This window comes from Stenotrophomonas sp. (assembly GCF_059505245.1).
Map to the genome: position 1 here is coordinate 12,157 of NZ_JCACKF010000015.1, position 18,719 is coordinate 30,875.

An 18,719-nucleotide genomic window follows, 5' to 3' on the forward strand; every position below is an offset into this window, starting at 1 on the left:
GGGCGCGGCGATCAGAACTTCGCGTTCAACGAGATCCAGTAGCTGCGGCGCTGGTCCTTGGTCGCGTAGTCGTCCACGCAGTTGAACTCGCTCTGGCTGATCAGGAGGCACGACTGCGAAACGAAGTCCTTGTCGAACAGGTTGTTGACCCGCGCGTTCACCGTCAGCCATGGCGTGGCCTTCCAGCTGCCACCGAGATGGAAGATGGTGTAGTCCTCGTAGTAGCGGGTGTGGCTGGCGCCGTTGGCGTCCAGCAGCGTGTCGCGGTAGCGGTCGTAGCGGCCTTCGCCGATCAGCGAGAGGCTGATCGCTTCGTTGACCTGCCAGTTGAGGCTGGCATTGGCCATGTGCCTGGCCGGCATCGTGCCGCTGATCGGCAGGCCCTTCTGCGCGCCGCTGGTCTGCTCGCTCCTGGTCCAGGTGTAGTTGCCGCGCAGCTGCAGGGTGTCGAGCAGGTCGACATGAGCGGCCAGTTCGGCACCGCGGGTCTCGGCCTTGTCGATGTTCACGCTCTGGGTGAACGTGCTGTAGCCCAGTGCCGCCCAGCCCGGGCCGATGTCCACGCAGTAGCCGCTGCCGGCGCGGGCCACTTCGCAGTTCGCAAAGGTGCCGCCGCTGGCGATCTTGTCTTCGAACGTGTTGAAGAAGCCGGTGACGTTGAAGCCCCAGCGCTGGCCTTCGTAGTAAGCGGCCAGCTCGTAGTTGGTGCTGGTTTCCGGCTTGAGGTTCGGCGAACCGACCAGTGGCAGCACGCCCTGGCCACCGAAGCCGGTGATGCCCGGGAACAGCTGGTCCGGACGCGGGGTCTTGTAGCCGGTGCTGACGCCGCCCTTGAAGGTCCACGCATCGCTGGCATTCCACACCAGGTAGCCACGCGGACTGACATGGCTGCCGAATACGTTGTGGTCGTCGTAGCGCAGGCCGAAGGTGGCGGTGAGGGTGTCGGTCAGCGCCCAGTTGTCCTCGGCGAACAGCGCCCACATGCGGTGCGTCTGCTTGACGTTGCTGCGGTAGCCGGCGCCATCCATGCCGAACACGCCGTCGACCATGTCAGTGTCGTTGTACTGGCCGCCCACGGTCAGCGTGTGCGCGCCGAAGTCCAGGTCGAGCATCGTGTCGAGCACGTAGCCTTCCAGTTCCATGGTGCGCAGCGGGCGCGGCAGGAACGCCTGCAGGCGCGCCATCTCGCTCGGGTTGAGGGCAGCCAGGGCGTTGCCGCGGCCGGCCGCACAGTTGTTGGCAGCACCGGTGCGGCGGCAGACGTCATTCCAAAGCGTCTGCAGGTTGGCGCGCTCTTCCAGGGTCAGCGGCAGCGAACGGCCCAGGTTGCTGCTCTTGCTGTGGGTCAGCGAGGTCTGCCAGGTACCGAAGCTGTAGCGGCCCTGATGGGTCAGCGACAACTGGTCGCGTTCGTAGCGCTGGTAGGCGGTGTAGCCCACGCGCGGCTGCACCACGCGACGGGTGACGGTACCGCTGCCGTTCGGGTTGGGAATGACGGCATTGCCGACGCGCCACAGGCTGGCCAGGCTGTCGAGGGTGCCGGTCTGGCCATCGCTGTTGTCGAACTTCTGCCGCGACACGTCGTAGTCCAGCCACAGTTCGTGATCGTCGTTGATGCGGACGTCCAACCGCACGCCGCTGTTCCAGTTGGTGTTGGCCACCGACTTGCCACCACCGCCGAAGCCGATGCTGCGCTCCCACAGGGTGCCGTCGGGCAGGGACAACGCATCCCATTCCGGGTTGGAAGCCTTCGCGTCGTAGTAGCTGCCGCGTACTGCCAGGCTGAGGCGCTCCTTCAGCAAAGGGCCGCTGAGGTAGAGGTCGGTGGTGCGTGCATCGCCGAACTGGTCGTCCTGCTGCACGGTGAAGCCCTGGCTGACCGAACCGTGCCAGCTGTCCTGGTTGCGGCGGGTGATGATGTTGATGACACCGCCCATCGCGTCCGAACCGTACAGCGTGGACATCGGCCCGCGCACGACTTCGATGCGTTCGATCGCGTCCAGCGGGGGCAGGTAGGCGAACTGGCCGCCACCGAAGTTGTTCGGATAGATCTGGCCGACATTGCTCTGGCGGCGGCCGTCGATCAGCACCAGGGTGTACTCGGACGGCAGGCCGCGCATCGACACGGTGGCGCGGCCGTTCTTGTCGGTCGCTTCCAGGCCGACGTCGATGCCTTCGACGTCGCGCAGCGCATCGACCAGGCTGGTGTACGGGCGCTTGCTCAGTTCCTCGCGGCTGACCACGCTGATGCTGGCCGGGGCATCGATCACCTTCTGCTCGAAGCCGGCGGCGGTGACCACCACCTTGTCCAGCGTCTGCGGCGCGCCTGCGGCGTCACCGTGGGCGAAGGCGGGGCTGGCGAAAGCCGCCAGCACGGCGCTGGTCAGCAGGGTACGGGACAGGGACGAACGGACACGATGGCGCTGGGCCATGGCAGTTACCTCGAAGGATGCAGGGTGGCGCGGTGCCGTGCGCGAAGGGCGCGGCAGGCACGGAAGGGCCGGTCAGGGGCGGCAGGGATGAAGCAGGCAGCGGCGTGCAGGCGCGACCGCGCAGGCGGTCACGTCGGGCCGTGGATCAGGCGAGCGGCGGCGCCTGGCCGCGTTGCTGACGGCGCCCGGGCGCATCGGCCCAGGGCGTGTCCGGAGCGGCCAGCGGCCAGTCCGGGCGCACGCCGGGCATGGCCGGCATGGCGGGTACGAGGTCGAGCTCAGTGCGCAGCCAGTGGCTGGCCAGCAGCAACGGCGGGCGTGCCTTCTCGGCCGACTTCACCGGAGCGGAGGCGCAGCGGCGCAGCTTGGCCGGCGCCTCTTCCTGCAGGGGCGCTTCGCCTCCGCGCTCCTCCAACGGCACCTGCACAGCCATGCCGGCGTGGGCCTGTGGCAGCAGCGGCAGGGTGCCCAGCAGCAACGCCAGCATTGCCACCCACGCCAGCAGGCTGGCCAGCGCAGGACGCTGGCCGCGCATGGCGGTGCCCATCTTGCGATGGATGAGTGGGCGAGGGCGAAGCGGGCGCAGCAAGCGGGGGTTCCTTGGGGCTGCCGGCAGCGGCCGGCATCAACGGGGCGTGATTGTAATGAGAGCTGTTAGCTGTTGCAAATGAGAATGATTGCCAAAATGTCGCAGACCGGCCCGGCAAGGCTCAGACTTCGCTCCAGCGCCGCAGCAGGTTGTGGTACACGCCGGTCAGCTGCAGGATCGCCTCGGCGTCGCCGCCGGTCTGCCGCAGGCGCTCGATCGCGCCATCCATTTCCCACAGCAGGCGGCGCTGCACATCGTCGCGGATCATGCTCTGTACCCAGAAGAACGAGGCCACGCGCGCGCCGCGGGTGACCGGCCGCACCTGGTGCAGGCTGCTGGACGGGTACACGACCAGGTCGCCGGCCGGCAGCTTCACTTCGTGCTCGCCGTAGGTGTCGCTGATGATCAGCTCGCCGCCTTCGTACTCCTCGGGCGCGGACAGGAACAGGGTGCAGGAGATGTCCGAGCGCAGCTGCTCGCCATTGGCCAGGTTCATCACCGCGCCATCGACGTGGTAGCCATAGGTGCCGCCACCGCTGTAGCGGTTGAAGCGTGGTGGCAGGTACTTCAGCGGCAGCGCGGCACTGAAGAACAGCGGGTGCCGGGCCAGCGCGACGAGGATGATCTCGCCCAGTTCGCGGCGCAGCGGCGAAGCCTCGGGCAGCTGCTGGTTGTGCTTGGCCTGTGCGCCCAGATGCCCCACGGTTTCGCGGCCATCGGTCCAGTCGGCGGCGTCGAGGCGGCGGCGGAAGTCGGCGACCTGGTCGGCGCTGAGAATGTCGGGGATGTGCAGCAGCATGCGGGACTCCTCAGAGGGACGGCGGTGCGACCAGGGCGCGCACCTGTGGATGCGGTGACGCGGCCAGCTCCGGCACGATGTGCGCCATGAATGCCGGGCTGCCGTGGGCCAGTGCGAGCCGCAGCCAGTGCACGGCCTGCTCGACCTGGCCGGCCTGCAGCAGGATCGAGGCGTAGTTGGCCTGGCCGCGGAAATCACCGGCCTCGGCCGCGCGCTGGTACCAGGCCAGCGCCGCCTGCGGATCGGGTGCGGTATCCAGCCCGTCTTCGAGGTGGCGGGCCAGCAGGTTCATCGATTTGGCGTGGCCCAGGTGCGCGGCACGGGTGTACAGGGCCAGTGCCTGCGCGCGGTCCTGCGCAATGCCGCGGCCGGTGGCCAGCAGGTTGGCCAGGTTGTACAGGCCCCAGTCCAGGCCGGTATCGGCCGCGCGCCGGTACCACACCGCCGCCAGCGCCAGGTTGACCGCCGTGCCGTGGCCCAGCTCATGGCAGCGGCCGAGCATGTTCATCGCCATCGGCGCGCCGTTGTTGGCGGCGGTTTCGTACCAGAGCAGCGCCGCCGAGGCGTCCTGCGCGGTGCCTTTGCCTTCCATGTGCATCTGCGCGAGCAGCAGTTGTGCCTCGACCTGTCCGGCCTGTGCGGCGTCGCGCACGCGTGCGAACGCGGCCTGCGGATCGTGCTGCAGCAGCTCGGCCAGGGCGTCGCTGTTGATGGGGGTACGGGTTGCCATGGGATGAGTATCGCCGGAAACAAAAACGGCGGCAGGAGACCCTGCCGCCGTGGTGGAGCGCAGTTACATCAGAACTTCACGTTCAGTGCCAGGGTGGCCGAGCGACCCGGGGCGATGCTCGCGTAGTGCGAGGCATAGGCCTTGGTGAAGTAGGTCTTGTCGGTCAGGTTCTGCACGTTGAGCTGCAGGCTGATGTTGTCCTGGATCGCGTAGCTGGCCATCGCGTCGAAGCGGGTGTAGCTGGCGATCCACTTGGTGTTGGCAACATCACCGTACTGCTTGTCCGAGTAGAACGCACCGGCACCGACGGTCAGGCCGATCGGGAAGCGGTAGGTGGTCCACAGGTTGGCGCTGTGCTTGGCGGTGTTCGGGAATACGTTGCCGTTGTACGGCGAGGGCACGTAGACGTTGGACGGGCAGGTGCGGCCGACCGGTGCACCACAGACGAAGCCGTTGTCCTTCAGTTCCGAGTCCAGGTAGGTGTAGCCGCCGTACAGGCTCCAGGCGTCGGTCAGCTGGCCGGTGAAGCCCAGCTCGAAGCCGTTGATTTCCTTCTTGCCGGCATTCTGGCTGGTGCCGTTGTCGACCGTCACGCGTGCGTTGTTCATCACCGTGTGGAAGATCGCCGCGGTGAGGTTCAGGCGCTGGTCGAACAGGTCCCACTTGGTGCCCAGCTCGAGGTTCTTCGTATCCTGCGGCTTGAGGTCGGCCACGGCGGCGCTCAGGCCGTCCGAACCATCACCACCGTCCATGCCCGGCGGAGTCGAGGAGGTGCCCCACGACAGGTAGATGCTGCCGTTGGCGGCCGGCTTGAACACCACGCCGGCCTGGTAGTTCAGGAAGTCGTTGCTGTTGCGCACGCGGGTCGGTGCCTTGCCGGCCACCGGGGTGGTCAGGGTGGTGCGGAAGTCGTCGTAGCGCAGGCCGAGGTTGATCATCCACTGCTCATTGAGCTCGATGGTGTCGAACACGTAGGCCGAGGTGGTCCTGGTGCGCTGCTCTACGTCCAGTGCCTTGTCGCTGCGGTACACCGAATGGGTGGCCGCCCACGGATCGCGCGGGTTCGGATTGGCGAAATCGGTGCAGTTGTAGCCGGTGGCCGCGCCGGTGGTCGGGCACTTGCTGTTGCCGGTGAGCGGGTTGCTGGTGCCCGGGGTCATCAGATAGCTGCCGCGGGTCATCTTCTCGTCGCTGTATTCCACGCCCGCGCTGTAGCTGTGCTTGAGCGCACCGGTCTGGAAGGCACCGGTCAGGCCCAGCTGGTCGGCGAAGCTCTTGACGTCGACGGCACGGCTGTTGGTCCGGCGCCACAGGGTGCCGTAGTTGTTCGGGTTGCCCTGGCTGTCGTCCGGCTGGGTCCACAGGTAGTCGTTGCTGGTGTTGCCCAGGCGCGCGATGTTGCGCAGCTTGTGGCCGCCGAAGTCGTAGCTGGCATCCAGGGTGCTGATGTCGGCGCGGGTACGCTGGAAGTCACGGTCGACCAGGCCGTAGTAGTTGTTGCGGTCCAGCACCATCGGGCGGCCGTCGACCCACTTCGAGGCCGGCGCACCGTTCGGGTTGCCATACGGGAAGCCACCCGCGTCCGGCAGGTCATCGCTCTGCATGTGGTAGTGGCTGGCGATCAGCTGGGCCGGGCCGTTCAGGCCGAACGCGATCGACGGCGCGATACCCCAGCGGCTGACATTGGCGGCGTCACGGCCAGCGATGTCCGATTCGTGCTTCATCAGGTTCAGGCGCGCGGCGATGCCATCGCCCAGCACGTAGTTGGCGTCCACGGTGCCGCGCGCGTAGCTGTCGGTGCCGATGCCCATGCTGGCGCTGGTCTCGTTCTTCAGCTTCGGCGTCTTGCTCACAAGGTTCAGGCTGCCACCGCCGGAATCACGGCCGCCGTAGGCCGAGCTCGGGCCCTTGACTACTTCCACCTGCTCCAGGTCGAAGATCTCGCGGGTCTGCGAGCCGACGTCGCGCAGGCCATCGACGAAGACGTTGCTCTGCGAATCGAAGCCACGGATGAAGGGGCGATCACCGGTCGGATTGCCGCCTTCGCCGGCACCGAAGGTGATGCCCGGCACCATGCGCAGCGCATCCTGCAGGTTGGTCGCACCGGTTTCGGCGATCAGCTTCTCCGAGACGATCGACACCGACTTCGGGGTGTCCAGCAGTTCAGCGGTGAACTTCGGCGAGGACGGATTGAACCAGCTGCCGCGCACCTGCACCTTGTCCAGGTCGGTGGCCTTGCGGGAGGAGGCTGCGTCAGCGCTGTCGGCCGCCTGTGCAGCCAACGGCGCGAAGCCGGCGGCCAGGGTGGCGGTGGCGAGCAGGGAAACGCGCGGGGCGCGCTTGCGGGACGTGATGTGGGTCATGGCTTGGGTGGTAGTGGCTGGGATCGGAAAGGGGCGAGGGCCGAAGCGCAGACAGCGCGACGGCATGTAGAGGGCGTCTTCTGTAGAGCCGAGCCGATGCTCGGCTACGCGGCGGACGACTCCAGGCGCACGGCAATGGCCGCAGGGCGCCTCAGCTGGCGTGCGGTGCGGGCGGTGCGTGGCCGGGGTTCAACCGCAGCGCGGGATCATGCAACTGCCAGCGCAGGGCATCGGAGCGCCACAGCGGAACATGCGCGACCAGGGCGGCGCGCGGGGGAGCCAGTCCGGTACAGGGCGTTGTGCCCTCGCCATCCAGCGGCGGCTCCGGTGCTGGCACCGCATGGCGCGGGCACTCGTCCGCCGGCGGGGCCGGCATCGGCATGGCCTGCTGAAGATCTTCAGCGTGTGCCTGCCAGCCGTAGGTGGCGGGTCCATCGCGCCCTTCGTGCAGGGCCGACCAGCCCAGCAGCAGCGTCAGCAGCAGGGCCACAGCCAACGGCCACCCATGGCGGGCAAGCTGGCACAGCGTGGCGGCGGGCGCGGGCAAAGCCATGGCGCAGGGGGCGGAGTCGTTACGAAGATGTTACGTAGGATAACATCAACGATAATGATTCGCATATGCGCGGGCGAGCGAGCGGTCTGGAGGCCCGGGGAGGCCACTGAACGCCTCTCAGCGCGCTCCGCTGGCTTCCACCCCCTGGGCGGAGTCGCCGGCGGCCAGGGGGCGCTTCAATCGCGGTCGTCGCGGGTCCAGACGGCGTCGTGTTCGCGCTTCACCGGGAACTTGGGTACCGGCGTATAGGCCGGGGCGCACAGGGCGCGGCCATCGCGCACGTCGAAGCGCGCGCCGTGCAGCACGCATTCCACGCTGCCTTCGTCGGTGTTGAACTCGCCCGAGGACAGCTCGAACTCCTCATGCGTGCACTGGTCTTCCAGCGCGTACAGCTCGCCGTCGAGGTTGAACACCACGATCGGCGTGCCGGTCACTTCGTCGAACACGCTCTTCATTTCACCGGGCAGCAGCTCGTTGCCGGCACACACGAAGGTCCAGGTATCGCTCACGCGGCGGCTCCGGCCAGTGGCTTTTCCAGGACCTCGAAGCGCAGGTCGTCGCGCTTGGGGATTCCGAAGCGTTCGTCGCCATACGGGAACGGCTTCTTGATGCCGGTACGCTGGTAGCCGCGGCGCTCGTAGAAGGCGATCAGTTCGTCGCGTACGTCGATCACCGTCATCTGCATCACCGGCACCTTCCATTCGCGTGCGGCGTGCGCTTCGGCGGCGTCCATCAGCTGCTTGCCGACCCCGCCGCCCTGCTGGGCCGGATCGACCGAGAACATGCCAAAGTAGCCGTTGCCGTCGACGTCGGCAACGTGGGCGCAGGCCACCAGCTGGCCCTCGCGCTCGGCCAGCAGGATCGTGGAGCGCGGGCGGTCGAGGTCGGCCTGGATGCCTTCGGCGTCGATGCGGGCGCCATCCAGCAGGTCGGCTTCGGTGGTCCAGCCCACGCGGCTGGCGTCGCCACGGTAGGCCGAGGTGACGAGGGCGATCAGGGCGGGGATGTCGGCCGGCGTGGCGGCGCGGAAGGTCAGGGTGCTCATGGCCCCATTCTAGGTGGGGCGTGGGCGGGCGCAAATGGGGGAGTGGGGTCAGATCCCTTTCGCAACGCGAAAGGGATCTGACCCCGGCATCTACTGACTCAACGGCAGGCCATGGACCGACTGGCACGGGTGCGGAATCGGCAGATGCTCGGGGTCAGATCCCTTTGTGCAGCAAAGGGCTCTGACCCCCTGTTACCAGGAGCAGCCCATGCCGAGGCCACGACGGGTCGATGCGCCCGGATACCCGCAACATGTCGTCCAGCGCGGCAACAATCGCCAGCCCGTGTTCTTCACGGATGACGACCGCGTGGCCTACCTGCGTCTGCTGTGTCATCACGCAGACCAGCAGCACTGCCGGGTCCACGCTTATGTGCTGATGGACAATCACGTACATCTTCTGGCAACGCCTGATCTCTGCGGCGGGCTGTCGCGGATGATGCAGGCCGTGAACCGGACCTACGTACGTCGGGTGAATGATCGGCAGGGCCGCACCGGCACGTTATGGGAAGGGCGCTTCCACTCCACGGTGGTGGATACGGATCGCTATCTGCTGGCCTGCCAGCGCTACATCGAGCTCAACCCGGTTCGGGCGGGGAAGGTGGCGCATCCCGGTGACTATCGCTGGTCGAGCTATCGTGCCAATGCGCGTGGCAGGCCCAATGCGCTGCTCGAGCCGCATTCGGCATTTGAGCTGATGGGTTCTGATGCGGATGAACGGTGCAGGCGCTATGTGGAGTTCATCGAGGCGGGTATTCCGGCGGGGGATCTGCTGGCGATCCGGCGGGCATTGCAGTCGCAACGGCGGCTGTCGGGAATGCTGGTGGGGTCAGATCCCTTTCGCGTGGCGAAAGGGATCTGACCCCGGTGTGCTGCGGGCGGTATGCCGCGTTCATCTGGTCGCGATCCGGCGGGCATTGCGGTCGCAACGGCGGTTGTCGGGAATGCTGGTGGGGTCAGATCCCTTTCGCGTGGCGAAAGGGATCTGACCCCGGTGTGCTGCGGGCGGTATGCCGCGTTCATCTGGTCGCGATCCGGCGGGCATTGCGGTCGCAGCGGCGGCTGTCGGGAATACTGGTGGGGTCAGATCCCTTTCGCAACGCGAAAGGGATCTGACCCCGGTGTGCCGGCTCAGCCCAGAAGCTTGCGCACCTTGGTCAGCGCGGTCATGAAGCGCTCGATCTCGGCGTGCGTGTTGTAGAACGCCAGCGAGGCACGGCAGGTGGCGGCGACGCCGAAGTACTGCAGCAGCGGGTGTGCGCAGTGCTGCCCCGAGCGCACGGCCACCCCTTCCAGGTCGAGCAGGGTGGCCAGATCGTGCGCATGCGCGCCATCGATCAGGAACGAGACCACGGCGGCCTTCTCCGGCGCTTCGCCGATGATGCGCAGGCCGTCGACGCGGCGCAGCTCCTCGGTGAAGTGCGCCAGCAGTTCGGCTTCGCGGGCTTCCACGTTCTCCTGGCCGAGCTGCTGCAGGTAGTCGGCGGCCACGCCCAGGCCGATGAAACCGGCGATGTTCGGGGTGCCGGCTTCGAACTTGTGCGGGGCATCGTTGAACACGGTGCCGTCGAAGCTGACTTCCTTGATCATCTCGCCGCCGCCGAGGAACGGCGGCATCGCGTCCAGGTGCTCGCGGCGCGCCCACAGCGCACCAGTGCCGGTCGGACCGCACATCTTGTGGCCGGTGATGGCGTAGAAGTCGCAGCCGATCGCGGCGACGTCGACCTTGCGGTGCGGCACCGCCTGCGAGCCATCGACCACGGTGATGATGCCGCGCTTGCGCGCTTCACGGCAGATCTCGCGCACCGGATTGACCGTGCCCAGCACGTTGGAGACATGGGTGACCGCCAGCAGCTTGACCTCCGGGGTCATCGCCGCGCGCAGCGCATCCAGGTCCAGCGCGCCATCGGGCGTGATCTCGGCCACGCGGATGGTGGCGCCGGTACGTTGCGCGACCAGCTGCCACGGCACGATGTTGGCATGGTGTTCCATGCGCGTGATCAGGATCACGTCGCCGGCCTTCAATCGCGGCAGCGCCCACGAGTAGGCCACCAGGTTGATGGCGAAGGTGGTGCCGCTGCACAGCACCAGGTCGCTGGCGCGCACGTTGAGGAAGCGTGCCAGCTTGTTGCGTGCGCCTTCGTAGGCGTCGGTCGCTTCGCTGCCCAGTGCATGCACCGCGCGGCTGACGTTGGCGTTGTAGCGGCGGTAGAACTCATCCACCGCGCCGATCACCTGTACCGGCTTCTGGCCGGTGTTGGCGTTGTCGAAATAGACCAGCGGCTTGCCGTGCACTTCACGCATCAGCAGCGGGAAGTCGAGGCGGACGCGATCCCAGTCCGGGGCGCCGGTGCGTTCTTCGATCGGGCGTGGCGTGGACAGGTTCATGCCACACCCGCCTCGGCCAGGGCCTTGTCCAGGCGGCGTGCCAGCTGCTCGCGCAACGCGTCCGGCAGGATCTTCAGCGGTTCATGGCAGAACGCAGCGCTCAGCAGTGCCTGCGCCTGGACCTGGGGCAGGCCACGCGAGCGCAGGTAGAACAGCGCATTGGCATCGAGCTGGCCGACGGTCGCGCCGTGCGCGGCCTTCACTTCATCGGCGTCGATCACCAGCGTCGGCTGGGTATCGATCTCGGCATCGGCCGACAGCAGCAGGTTCTTGTTGGACAGGTTCGCGTCGGTGCCGTCGGCGCCTTCGCGGATCTGGATGCCGCCATGGAACACCACGCGGCTGCGGTTGGCGGCAACGCCGCGCCACAGCAGCTCGCAGGCGGTATCGCGCGCGATGTGGTCGATGCCCAGGCGGGTCTCGACGTGGCGGCGGCCATTGCCGAGCAGCACGCCGTTGGCGGTCAGCCGGGCGTTGTCGCCTTCCAGACGCACGTTCAGTTCGTGGCGGCTGAGCGCGGCGCCCAGTTCCAGGTCCACGCGGTGGTACTGCGCGTCGCGGGCCAGCACCGCGTCGGTACGCAGGAAGCTGGTCTGGCGGGCGCTGCCGGCCTGCACGCGGGCGTGCTTGAGTACGCCATCGCGGGCGACGTGGGCATGCAGCACGGTGTTGTCCAGGTGGGCGGAGTCACCCACGCTGAAGCGATGCTCGACCACGCCGAGGCTGGCGCCGGCGCGCAGTTCGATCAGGTGGCGATGGTGCCAGGCCAGGTCGGCTTCCCCGGCGACGCTGGCGAATACCAGCTGCAGCGGCGTTTCGACCTGCACGCCTTCATCCACGCGCAGCACCACGCCTTCATCGGCCAGCGCGGCGTTGAGCCGGGCGAAGATCTCTTCGCTGCGCTCGTAGCGACGGCCAAGGAAACGCACGGCGTCTTCGCCAGCGGCCAGCGCGGCCGACAGCGGCTGCAGCTGCACGCCGGACGGCAGGGCCTGCACATCGCTCAGCGCGGCATCCAAGCGGCCGTTGACGAACACCAGGCGCGGCGCCGGGATGTCGTCCAGCAGCGCGGCGTCCAGCGCCGGGCCCTGCAGCGGCGCTGCAGCGAACGCACGGCGTTCCAGCTGGCGCAGCGAGGTGTACTTCCAGGCTTCATTGCGGGCGGCGGGAAGACCGTCGCGCAGGGCTGCATCCAGCACTTCGCGGCGCGCATCGCTGCCACAGAAGGCCTGGGCCATGGAGTCAAGCAGGGCGCTCATCAGACCGCCGCCTCGGGCACGACCCGGTCCTTCAGGAAATCATAGCCGTGCGCTTCCAGCTCCAGCGCCAGCTCGGGGCCGCCGCTCTTGACGATGCGACCATCGGCCAGCACGTGCACCACGTCCGGCTTGATGTAGTCCAGCAGGCGCTGGTAGTGGGTGATGACCAGGAACGAACGGTCGGCGCCGCGCAGTGCGTTGACGCCGTCGGCCACGCTCTTCAGCGCGTCGATGTCCAGGCCCGAGTCGGTCTCGTCCAGGATCGCCAGCTTCGGTTCCAGCACGGCCAGCTGGAAGATCTCGTTGCGCTTCTTCTCGCCGCCGGAGAAGCCTTCGTTGACGCCACGGTGCAGCAGTTCGTCCTTCAGGTGCAGCACGGCCAGCTTCTGCCGCACCAGCTTGAGGAACTGCATGGAATCGAGTTCTTCTTCGCCGCGCGCCTTGCGCTGGGCGTTCAGTGCCGCGCGCAGGAAGTAGGTGTTGTTCACGCCCGGGATTTCCACCGGGTACTGAAACGCCAGGAACAGGCCCGCGGCGGCACGTGCTTCCGGGTCCTGCTCCAGCAGGTCGACGCCGTCGAACTGCACGCTGCCTTCGGTCACTTCGTAGCCGTCGCGGCCGGCCAGGACGTTGCCCAGGGTGGACTTGCCGGCGCCGTTCGGGCCCATGATGGCGTGCACCTGGCCGGGCTTCACATCCAGCGACAGGCCCTTGAGGATTTCCTTGTCGCCGATGCGGGCGTGGAGGTTTTCGATCTTCAGCATGGTGGGGGTTTCCGTGGGGCGGGCCAGGGCCCGCCGGTAAAGAGAATGCGTTTGCGAGGGGCAGGGGCGGGCGGTCAGCCCACCGAACCTTCCAGCGAGACTTCCAGCAGCTTCTTGGCTTCCACCGCGAACTCCATCGGCAGTTCGCGGAACACCTGCTTGCAGAAGCCGTCGACGATCATCGACACCGCGTCTTCCTGGCTGATGCCACGGGCGCGGCAGTAGAACAGCTGGTCATCGGAGATCTTGGAAGTGGTCGCCTCGTGCTCGACGGTGGCGCCCGGGTTCTTCACCTCGATGTAGGGGAAGGTGTGCGCGCCGCACTGCTTGCCGATCAGCAGCGAGTCGCACTGGGTGTAGTTGCGCGCGCCCTCGGCGTTGCGGTCCACCCGCACCAGGCCGCGGTAGGTGTTCTGGCCACGGCCGGCGCTGATGCCCTTGCTGACGATCTTGCTCTTGGTGCGCTTGCCGACATGGATCATCTTGGTGCCGGTGTCGGCCTGCTGGCGGTGATGGGTCAGCGCAACCGAGTGGAACTCACCGACCGAATCGTCGCCCAGCAGCACGCAGGACGGGTACTTCCAGGTGATCGCCGAGCCGGTCTCGACCTGGGTCCAGGTGACCTTGCTGCGCGCGCCACGGCATTCGGCACGCTTGGTCACGAAGTTGTAGATGCCACCGACGCCGTTCTCGTCGCCCGGGTACCAGTTCTGCACCGTGGAGTACTTGATCTCCGCATCTTCCAGCGCGACCAGCTCGACCACCGCGGCGTGCAGCTGGTTCTCATCGCGCATCGGCGCGGTGCAGCCTTCCAGGTAGGAGACGTAGGCCTTGTCCTCGCACACGATCAGGGTGCGCTCGAACTGGCCGGTGTGGCCGGCGTTGATGCGGAAATAGGTGCTCAGTTCCATCGGGCAGCGCACGCCCTTGGGAATGAACACGAAGCTGCCGTCGGAGAACACCGCCGAGTTGAGCGCGGCGAAGTAGTTGTCACCGACCGGCACCACGGTGCCCAGGTACTGGCGCACCAGCGCCGGGTGTTCCTTGATGGCCTCGGACATCGAGCAGAAGATCACGCCCTTCTCGGCCAGTTCCTTGCGGAAGGTGGTGCCCACGGATACCGAGTCGAACACCGCATCCACCGCCACGCCGGCCAGCTTGGCGCGCTCGTGCAGCGGCACGCCCAGCTTGTCGTAGGTGTCGAGCAGTTCCTTCGGCACATCATCCAGCGAGGCGTACTTCGGGCCCTTCGGCGCGGAGTAGTAGCTGAGCGCCTGCAGGTCGATCGGCGCGATCTCCAGCTTGGCCCAGTCCGGCATCGGCAGGGTCAGGAAGTGGCGGTAGGCATCCAGGCGCCACTGCGTCATCCACTCCGGCTCGTCCTTCTTGGCCGACAGGGCACGGATGGTGTCCTCGTCCAGGCCCGGCGGCAGGGAGTCCGACTCGATCTCGGTGATGAAGCCGGCCGAATACTTGCGGCCGAGCTGCTCGTGGATCTCGCGGTTGGGGGTGTCGCCGTGGGCGACGTTTTCGATGGTTTCGGTGGCCATGGGGGGCTGCCTACGGATCAGGAGACGACGTCGACAGCGATGGTGCGGCGCTGTTCGTCATCGGCAAGGGGGAGAGGGGGCAGGATCTGCGCGAGGGTGACATCGCGCAGGGCCTCGGAGACCACGTCGTTGATCAGCCGCCAGCTGCTGCGCGCGCCGCACTTGGGCGCCATGCCGCACTGGTGGTGGTCGTGGCTGCATTCGGTCAGGGCCAGTGGCCCTTCCATCGCTTCGACCACTTCGAACAGCGAGATCTCGATGGCCGGGCGGGTCAGGCGGTAGCCGCCACGGACGCCACGCAGGCCTTCGACCAGGCCGGCCTGGGCCAGTGGCTTGAGCACCTTGCTGACGGTGGGCGGCTCCAGACCGGTGAATTCGGCCAGCTCGGTGGCACTGAGCACTTCGCCCGGACGGGCGGCCAGCACGGTCAGCACGACGGTGGCGTAATCGGTGAGTTTGGTGACGCGCAACATGGGGATGCGAGTGGTTCTTAAAGCGGACTGAAATTGTACGCTTTTATTCGCCACCATCCAACCCGGGCATTCAGCCGGCGCTTGGGCCAGGCCGGGAGGACACACCGCGGCCGTTGCCGGGGCGCAATGCTGCGCCAACGGGGTGATTTTCGCAATCACCTGGAATGGGCGAGAATCCCCATTCCATTCGCTGCAAACAGCCCGCGCCGATGCCGAAGAAGATCCAAGCCCGCAAGTCCGCCATCCATGGCAACGGCGTGTTTGCCGTGGCCCCGATCAAGCAGGGCGAGCGCGTGATCCAGTACAAGGGCCTGCTGCGCAGCCACGGTGATGTCGATGCCGATGACAGCGGCGACGTCGAAAGTGGCCATACCTTCCTGTTCACCCTCAACGATGACTGGGTGATCGACGCCAACTACAAGGGCAACGACGCGCGCTGGATAAACCACAGCTGCGACCCGAACTGCGAGGCGGTGATCGAGGAGGACGAGGACGGCGACAGCCGGGGCGACAAGGTGTTCATCGAGGCACTGCGTGATATCAAGGCCGGCGAGGAGCTGACCTACAACTACGGCATCACCCTGGCCGAGCGCCACACCGCCAAGCTGAAGAAGATCTGGGAGTGCCGTTGCGGCTCGCCCAAGTGCACCGGCACGATGCTGCAGCCCAAGCGCTGATCGGGCCCGTAGTGCCGGCCGCCGGCCGGCACTGCCTGAAGGCTCTCCACCTGCCGTGCACGACAGGGTCACCGCCGCGCAAGGGCCGTTCTTCCATCCTGTGGGCTCCCCCAACCGGAGTGCCTCCATGGCAGAGCGATTGAAGGGCAAGCAGATTGCCATCCTTGCCACCCACGGCTTCGAACAGTCTGAACTGATCGAACCCAAGCGTTTGCTGGAAGCGGAAGGGGCGCGCGTCAGCGTGGTCTCGCCCGCAAAGGAAGCGACGATCAAGGGCTGGAAGGAGAAGAACTGGGGCGACGCCGTCGCGGTGGATATCCCGTTGGATGAGGCGGATCCTGCACGCTTCGATGCGGTGGTTCTGCCCGGCGGGGTCATCAATCCGGACACACTGCGCACCGATGATGCCGTACTGGCCTTCATCCGTTCAGTGGATGAAGCCGGCAAGCCCGTGGCGGCGATCTGCCATGGCCCGTGGCTGCTGATCAACAGCGGCCTGGCCGATGGCCGCGAGCTGACCTCCTGGCCTTCCCTGCAGCAGGATCTGGCGAACGCGGGTGCGACATGGCGCGATGCCGAGGTGGTGGTCGACGGCAACGTCATCACCAGCCGCAAGCCGGATGACATTCCGGCTTTCAGCGAGGCGGTGGTAAAAGCGCTTGCCGCCTGATGCGCTACCGGTAGTGCCGGCCGCTGGCCGGCAGATGCAGTGACGTGCTGCCGGCCAGCGGCCGGCACCACCTCATTTGCCCAGCACGCCTGCCGGTACCAGGTTGCCCAGGTTCTGGTTGAAAGTGACCACCAGCTTGCCGTTCTTCACCTGTGCCGACTGCACCTGCAGGGCGCCGAGCACCCCGGCCACGGCCGGGTCCAGCTTGTAGATCGGTTCGCGCTGGGCGTAGTCGCTCAGCCACGCATTGAGCAGGCCACGGGTGCGCGAGTCGAGGCGGCCGCCCTGGTTGGCCGGGGTGAAGTCATCCACGCTCGGCTGCTGCAGGTGAAAGCCCTGGGTCTGCGCGTCGTAGCGCAGGCCGCTGCTGAGCTTCACCGTGCCCAGTCGGGCCGGGTTGCCGCCGGCGGTGGCCAGCGCGACGTCCATGCCCAGGTTCAACCGTTCGCCGGCCGGAAGGCTCAGCTGCGGGTGGCTCATGGTCAGGGCGATCAGGCCGCCGAGGGCGTCCTGGGTGCGCGGGAAGCTGCCATCGAGGTACTGCTGCACGTCGCTGGCGCCCACCGACAGTTCGCGGCCGGAAATGGAGGGAGCCGCCTGAGCACCGATCGCAGCGGCGATCAGCACGGTGGAGGCCGCGAGGCGGGTCATCAGGGAACGCAGGCGCATGTCGGTGACCGGTGGGAAGCAGATGGATGGATCAAAGAGTAGCCGCGCAGGCTGAATCGCGCGTGCATGCCGCTGCAACGGTTCAGTCCAGCGTTGGACGCAGCTGTGCCGACTGGATCTGCCAGGCGCTGCCGTCACTGCTGGGCTGCACGCGGTACCAGCCGCCGAAGCGGAACGTGCCATTGGCGGTGACCGCACGGATCTGCACAGGGACTTCAAGCAGCCGCGGTGGCTGCCGGTCATCTCGGGCGATCGGGGTATCGCTGTGCAGGCGCAGCGTGCGCAGGTCCTGCAGCTGCCGCAGCGCGGCGTCGTCTGCATGCCGCGGGTCGCCGGGTGGGATCGTCCAGGCAGCATCGCTGGCGGCGCGGTCGCGGTTGAGCAGTGCCGTCACGTAGCGGTTGAGCATCGTCGAGGGCGGCTCTGCGCCGTCGTCGACGGCGGACAGCAGCGTCATATCGCTCGCCTGCAATGCTGCGGGACCGGGACCGGGACCGGGGCCGGTACCGGTGTCCGCTGCTGCGGCGACGGGAGCGGACCCTGCCGCGATGTGATCATTCGTCTGTGCCGCCGGGCGTGAACAACCCAGCAGCACCAGTGGTGCGATCAGGAACAGGATCCTGCGCATGCCCGCCTCCTCCCCGAGGCAACCTGGAGGGCGGCAGTGTATCGGTTGCGCCGCTATCAGCGGGAGGAGGGCAGCTGCTCCAGCGCGTCCAGCGCCGGCAGGACCTGACCGGCGATGGCGGCCAGTGCGTGGCCGTCGGTCTCGGCGTGGCGCTGTACGATGTCGCGCAGCAGCTGGGTGGCGATCACCAGGGTCGCGCGCTCGTCGCCACTGATGCCGGCGGTACGCGGGGCCGCTTCCAGCAGGCGCATCAGGTCGCGGCCGGCGCGGTGTTCCAGTTCGATGGTGCAGCGCCCGGTGCACTGCAGCCCGTCCTTTTCGATCGGGGTTACCGAGATCCGGTAGCGGGTGGAGGGGCTGGCCATGAGGGTGTGCTCGCCGTAGCTGTGGAGGATGTGCCCACCATAGGCAAGGCCACGGCTGGCGGCGACGGCCGGCGCTGCACGCAGTGTTCCACCCGGTACGTTCCGCGCCCTTTGCGGCGCACCGGCAGCCAATGCTGGCGGGCCTGTACGGGGATTGCCGGGGCCGCGGCAACGCTGTGTTGCGGGGTGTGGTGCGGACAAAAAAAACGGGACGGCCAGAGCCGTCCCGTCGGAATCCGCGTTGGGGCGCGCGCTTACAGCGCGGCGTCCTTCAGCTTCTTCAGCGGACGCACCTTCAGCTTGGTGGTGGCCGGCTTGGCAGCGAACCACTGCTCTTCCTTGGTGAACGGGTTGATGCCCTTGCGCTTCGGCTTGGCCGGCACATTGACGGTGGTGATCTTCAGCAGGCCCGGCAGGGTGAACGAGCCAGCGCCCTTCTTGTGCACCGAGGAGGCGACGGCGCTTTCCAGCGAGGCCAGCACAGCGCGGACGTCCTTGGCGATGACGCCGGAGGCTTCAGCGATGTGTGCAACCAGGCCGGACTTGGTCAGCACTTCCTTGATCGGCTTCGGAGCGGCCGGCTTGGCGGCTGCCTTCGTCGCGACTTTCTTCACTGCCTTCTTCGGGGCAGCCTTCTTAGCGGTCTTTGCCATGGTTTCCTGTTCCGTGAACGGTTGGTTGTGTGGTCGGCGCCGAACCCCGTCGGCAAGCGCAATGTAGGGCAACTCTCGGGCGCCGCCAATAGCCCGAAGCGCGGAAAGTGCATGT

The 18,719-nt window shown here is 67.2% G+C and carries 20 protein-coding genes; 3 read left to right on the forward strand and 17 right to left on the reverse strand.

The window, feature by feature from the left end:
- Nucleotides 1–11: 11 nt before the first annotated feature.
- The 8 genes from AC5JLE_RS05905 to AC5JLE_RS05940 all read right to left on the reverse strand — a co-directional run bounded on the left by AC5JLE_RS05905 (nt 12) and on the right by AC5JLE_RS05940 (nt 8,511).
- Complete coding sequence (locus AC5JLE_RS05905; RefSeq protein ID WP_496065113.1) at nt 12–2,432, reverse strand: TonB-dependent receptor domain-containing protein; 2,421 nt, start codon at nt 2,430–2,432, stop codon at nt 12–14.
- Nucleotides 2,433–2,577: 145 nt separating this feature from the next.
- Nucleotides 2,578–2,979 carry a hypothetical protein gene (locus AC5JLE_RS05910; protein ID WP_495233375.1) on the reverse strand — a complete coding sequence of 134 codons (402 nt, stop codon included), beginning with the start codon at nt 2,977–2,979 and terminating at the stop codon, nt 2,578–2,580.
- A 163-nt stretch (nt 2,980–3,142) separates the two neighbouring features.
- A complete protein-coding gene (locus AC5JLE_RS05915; protein ID WP_100449577.1) occupies nt 3,143–3,820 on the reverse strand; it encodes a Fe2+-dependent dioxygenase in 678 nt (225 codons plus the stop codon).
- Between the two features lie 10 nt (nt 3,821–3,830).
- A complete protein-coding gene (locus tag AC5JLE_RS05920) occupies nt 3,831–4,550 on the reverse strand; it encodes a tetratricopeptide repeat protein (RefSeq protein ID WP_329858580.1) in 720 nt (239 codons plus the stop codon).
- A 68-nt stretch (nt 4,551–4,618) separates the two neighbouring features.
- Nucleotides 4,619–6,913, reverse strand: coding sequence for a TonB-dependent receptor (locus AC5JLE_RS05925; RefSeq protein ID WP_496065114.1), 2,295 nt, complete (start codon nt 6,911–6,913; stop codon nt 4,619–4,621).
- A gap of 151 nt (nt 6,914–7,064) precedes the next feature.
- Entirely contained in the window at nt 7,065–7,466 is a 402-nt protein-coding gene (locus tag AC5JLE_RS05930; RefSeq protein ID WP_262216586.1) for a hypothetical protein, read from the reverse strand.
- A 176-nt stretch (nt 7,467–7,642) separates the two neighbouring features.
- Nucleotides 7,643–7,975, reverse strand: a complete 333-nt coding sequence (locus AC5JLE_RS05935) for a non-heme iron oxygenase ferredoxin subunit (protein WP_014646265.1) — start codon at nt 7,973–7,975, stop codon at nt 7,643–7,645.
- Nucleotides 7,972–8,511 (reverse strand): GNAT family N-acetyltransferase, encoded by a 540-nt coding sequence (locus AC5JLE_RS05940; protein ID WP_014646266.1) that lies wholly within the window; start codon nt 8,509–8,511, stop codon nt 7,972–7,974. The genes AC5JLE_RS05935 and AC5JLE_RS05940 overlap by 4 nt, the downstream gene beginning before the upstream one ends.
- Before the next feature lie 208 nt (nt 8,512–8,719).
- Between AC5JLE_RS05940 and AC5JLE_RS05945 the strand changes: the two genes are divergently transcribed.
- The gene (locus AC5JLE_RS05945; RefSeq protein ID WP_032957823.1) at nt 8,720–9,370 is read left to right on the forward strand and encodes a transposase; all 651 of its coding nucleotides are present in this window, start codon (nt 8,720–8,722) and stop codon (nt 9,368–9,370) included.
- 269 nt (nt 9,371–9,639) lie between these two features.
- Here the strand turns inward: AC5JLE_RS05945 and AC5JLE_RS05950 are convergent, their stop codons facing one another.
- The 5 genes from AC5JLE_RS05950 to AC5JLE_RS05970 form a co-directional block, all read right to left on the reverse strand.
- A complete protein-coding gene (locus AC5JLE_RS05950; protein ID WP_032957821.1) occupies nt 9,640–10,896 on the reverse strand; it encodes a cysteine desulfurase in 1,257 nt (418 codons plus the stop codon).
- Nucleotides 10,893–12,155, reverse strand: a complete 1,263-nt coding sequence (sufD, locus tag AC5JLE_RS05955; protein ID WP_049405940.1) for a Fe-S cluster assembly protein SufD — start codon at nt 12,153–12,155, stop codon at nt 10,893–10,895. The genes AC5JLE_RS05950 and sufD overlap by 4 nt, the downstream gene beginning before the upstream one ends.
- A complete protein-coding gene (sufC, locus tag AC5JLE_RS05960; RefSeq protein ID WP_032957818.1) occupies nt 12,155–12,919 on the reverse strand; it encodes a Fe-S cluster assembly ATPase SufC in 765 nt (254 codons plus the stop codon). Before sufC ends, sufD begins: the two co-directional genes overlap by 1 nt.
- 74 nt (nt 12,920–12,993) lie before the next feature.
- Nucleotides 12,994–14,469, reverse strand: a complete 1,476-nt coding sequence (gene sufB / locus AC5JLE_RS05965) for a Fe-S cluster assembly protein SufB (RefSeq protein ID WP_111205821.1) — start codon at nt 14,467–14,469, stop codon at nt 12,994–12,996.
- A 17-nt stretch (nt 14,470–14,486) separates the two neighbouring features.
- On the reverse strand, nt 14,487–14,942 hold the full coding sequence (locus AC5JLE_RS05970; protein WP_005408436.1) for an SUF system Fe-S cluster assembly regulator: 456 nt from the start codon (nt 14,940–14,942) through the stop codon (nt 14,487–14,489).
- Between the two features lie 209 nt (nt 14,943–15,151).
- Here AC5JLE_RS05970 and AC5JLE_RS05975 point away from each other — a divergent pair, with 209 nt between their 5' ends.
- Both AC5JLE_RS05975 and AC5JLE_RS05980 read left to right on the forward strand, forming a co-directional pair.
- Nucleotides 15,152–15,619, forward strand: coding sequence for an SET domain-containing protein (locus tag AC5JLE_RS05975; RefSeq protein ID WP_012479369.1), 468 nt, complete (start codon nt 15,152–15,154; stop codon nt 15,617–15,619).
- A 127-nt stretch (nt 15,620–15,746) separates the two neighbouring features.
- Entirely contained in the window at nt 15,747–16,289 is a 543-nt protein-coding gene (locus AC5JLE_RS05980; RefSeq protein ID WP_032957815.1) for a type 1 glutamine amidotransferase domain-containing protein, read from the forward strand.
- 72 nt (nt 16,290–16,361) lie between these two features.
- Here AC5JLE_RS05980 and AC5JLE_RS05985 read toward each other — a convergent pair whose 3' ends face one another.
- From AC5JLE_RS05985 to AC5JLE_RS06000, 4 genes are all read right to left on the reverse strand, one after another.
- Nucleotides 16,362–16,958, reverse strand: a complete 597-nt coding sequence (locus tag AC5JLE_RS05985; RefSeq protein ID WP_014036282.1) for a YceB family lipoprotein — start codon at nt 16,956–16,958, stop codon at nt 16,362–16,364.
- A gap of 82 nt (nt 16,959–17,040) precedes the next feature.
- Complete coding sequence (locus AC5JLE_RS05990; RefSeq protein ID WP_414614207.1) at nt 17,041–17,586, reverse strand: hypothetical protein; 546 nt, start codon at nt 17,584–17,586, stop codon at nt 17,041–17,043.
- 56 nt (nt 17,587–17,642) lie between these two features.
- The gene (locus AC5JLE_RS05995) at nt 17,643–17,951 is read right to left on the reverse strand and encodes a DUF3861 family protein (protein ID WP_014646275.1); all 309 of its coding nucleotides are present in this window, start codon (nt 17,949–17,951) and stop codon (nt 17,643–17,645) included.
- Between the two features lie 254 nt (nt 17,952–18,205).
- On the reverse strand, nt 18,206–18,604 hold the full coding sequence (locus AC5JLE_RS06000; protein ID WP_010483539.1) for an HU family DNA-binding protein: 399 nt from the start codon (nt 18,602–18,604) through the stop codon (nt 18,206–18,208).
- Nucleotides 18,605–18,719: the final 115 nt, after the last annotated feature.

Excerpts from the sequence above, each read along its gene's own strand:
- AC5JLE_RS05950 (WP_032957821.1), bottom strand. The coding sequence starts at position 10,896 with ATGAACCTGTCCACGCCACGCCCGATCGAAGAACGCACCGGCGCCCCG.
- AC5JLE_RS05930 (WP_262216586.1), bottom strand. The coding sequence starts at position 7,466 with ATGGCTTTGCCCGCGCCCGCCGCCACGCTGTGCCAGCTTGCCCGCCAT.
- AC5JLE_RS05940 (WP_014646266.1), bottom strand. The coding sequence starts at position 8,511 with ATGAGCACCCTGACCTTCCGCGCCGCCACGCCGGCCGACATCCCCGCC.
- AC5JLE_RS05925 (WP_496065114.1), bottom strand. The coding sequence starts at position 6,913 with ATGACCCACATCACGTCCCGCAAGCGCGCCCCGCGCGTTTCCCTGCTC.
- AC5JLE_RS06000 (WP_010483539.1), bottom strand. The coding sequence starts at position 18,604 with ATGGCAAAGACCGCTAAGAAGGCTGCCCCGAAGAAGGCAGTGAAGAAA.
- AC5JLE_RS05980 (WP_032957815.1), top strand. The coding sequence starts at position 15,747 with ATGGCAGAGCGATTGAAGGGCAAGCAGATTGCCATCCTTGCCACCCAC.
- AC5JLE_RS05995 (WP_014646275.1), bottom strand. The coding sequence starts at position 17,951 with ATGGCCAGCCCCTCCACCCGCTACCGGATCTCGGTAACCCCGATCGAA.
- sufB (WP_111205821.1), bottom strand. The coding sequence starts at position 14,469 with ATGGCCACCGAAACCATCGAAAACGTCGCCCACGGCGACACCCCCAAC.
- AC5JLE_RS05920 (WP_329858580.1), bottom strand. The coding sequence starts at position 4,550 with ATGGCAACCCGTACCCCCATCAACAGCGACGCCCTGGCCGAGCTGCTG.
- sufC (WP_032957818.1), bottom strand. The coding sequence starts at position 12,919 with ATGCTGAAGATCGAAAACCTCCACGCCCGCATCGGCGACAAGGAAATC.
- AC5JLE_RS05985 (WP_014036282.1), bottom strand. The coding sequence starts at position 16,958 with ATGCGCCTGCGTTCCCTGATGACCCGCCTCGCGGCCTCCACCGTGCTG.
- AC5JLE_RS05915 (WP_100449577.1), bottom strand. The coding sequence starts at position 3,820 with ATGCTGCTGCACATCCCCGACATTCTCAGCGCCGACCAGGTCGCCGAC.
- AC5JLE_RS05975 (WP_012479369.1), top strand. The coding sequence starts at position 15,152 with ATGCCGAAGAAGATCCAAGCCCGCAAGTCCGCCATCCATGGCAACGGC.
- AC5JLE_RS05945 (WP_032957823.1), top strand. The coding sequence starts at position 8,720 with ATGCCGAGGCCACGACGGGTCGATGCGCCCGGATACCCGCAACATGTC.
- AC5JLE_RS05905 (WP_496065113.1), bottom strand. The coding sequence starts at position 2,432 with ATGGCCCAGCGCCATCGTGTCCGTTCGTCCCTGTCCCGTACCCTGCTG.
- AC5JLE_RS05910 (WP_495233375.1), bottom strand. The coding sequence starts at position 2,979 with ATGGGCACCGCCATGCGCGGCCAGCGTCCTGCGCTGGCCAGCCTGCTG.
- sufD (WP_049405940.1), bottom strand. The coding sequence starts at position 12,155 with ATGAGCGCCCTGCTTGACTCCATGGCCCAGGCCTTCTGTGGCAGCGAT.
- AC5JLE_RS05990 (WP_414614207.1), bottom strand. The coding sequence starts at position 17,586 with ATGCGCAGGATCCTGTTCCTGATCGCACCACTGGTGCTGCTGGGTTGT.
- AC5JLE_RS05970 (WP_005408436.1), bottom strand. The coding sequence starts at position 14,942 with ATGTTGCGCGTCACCAAACTCACCGATTACGCCACCGTCGTGCTGACC.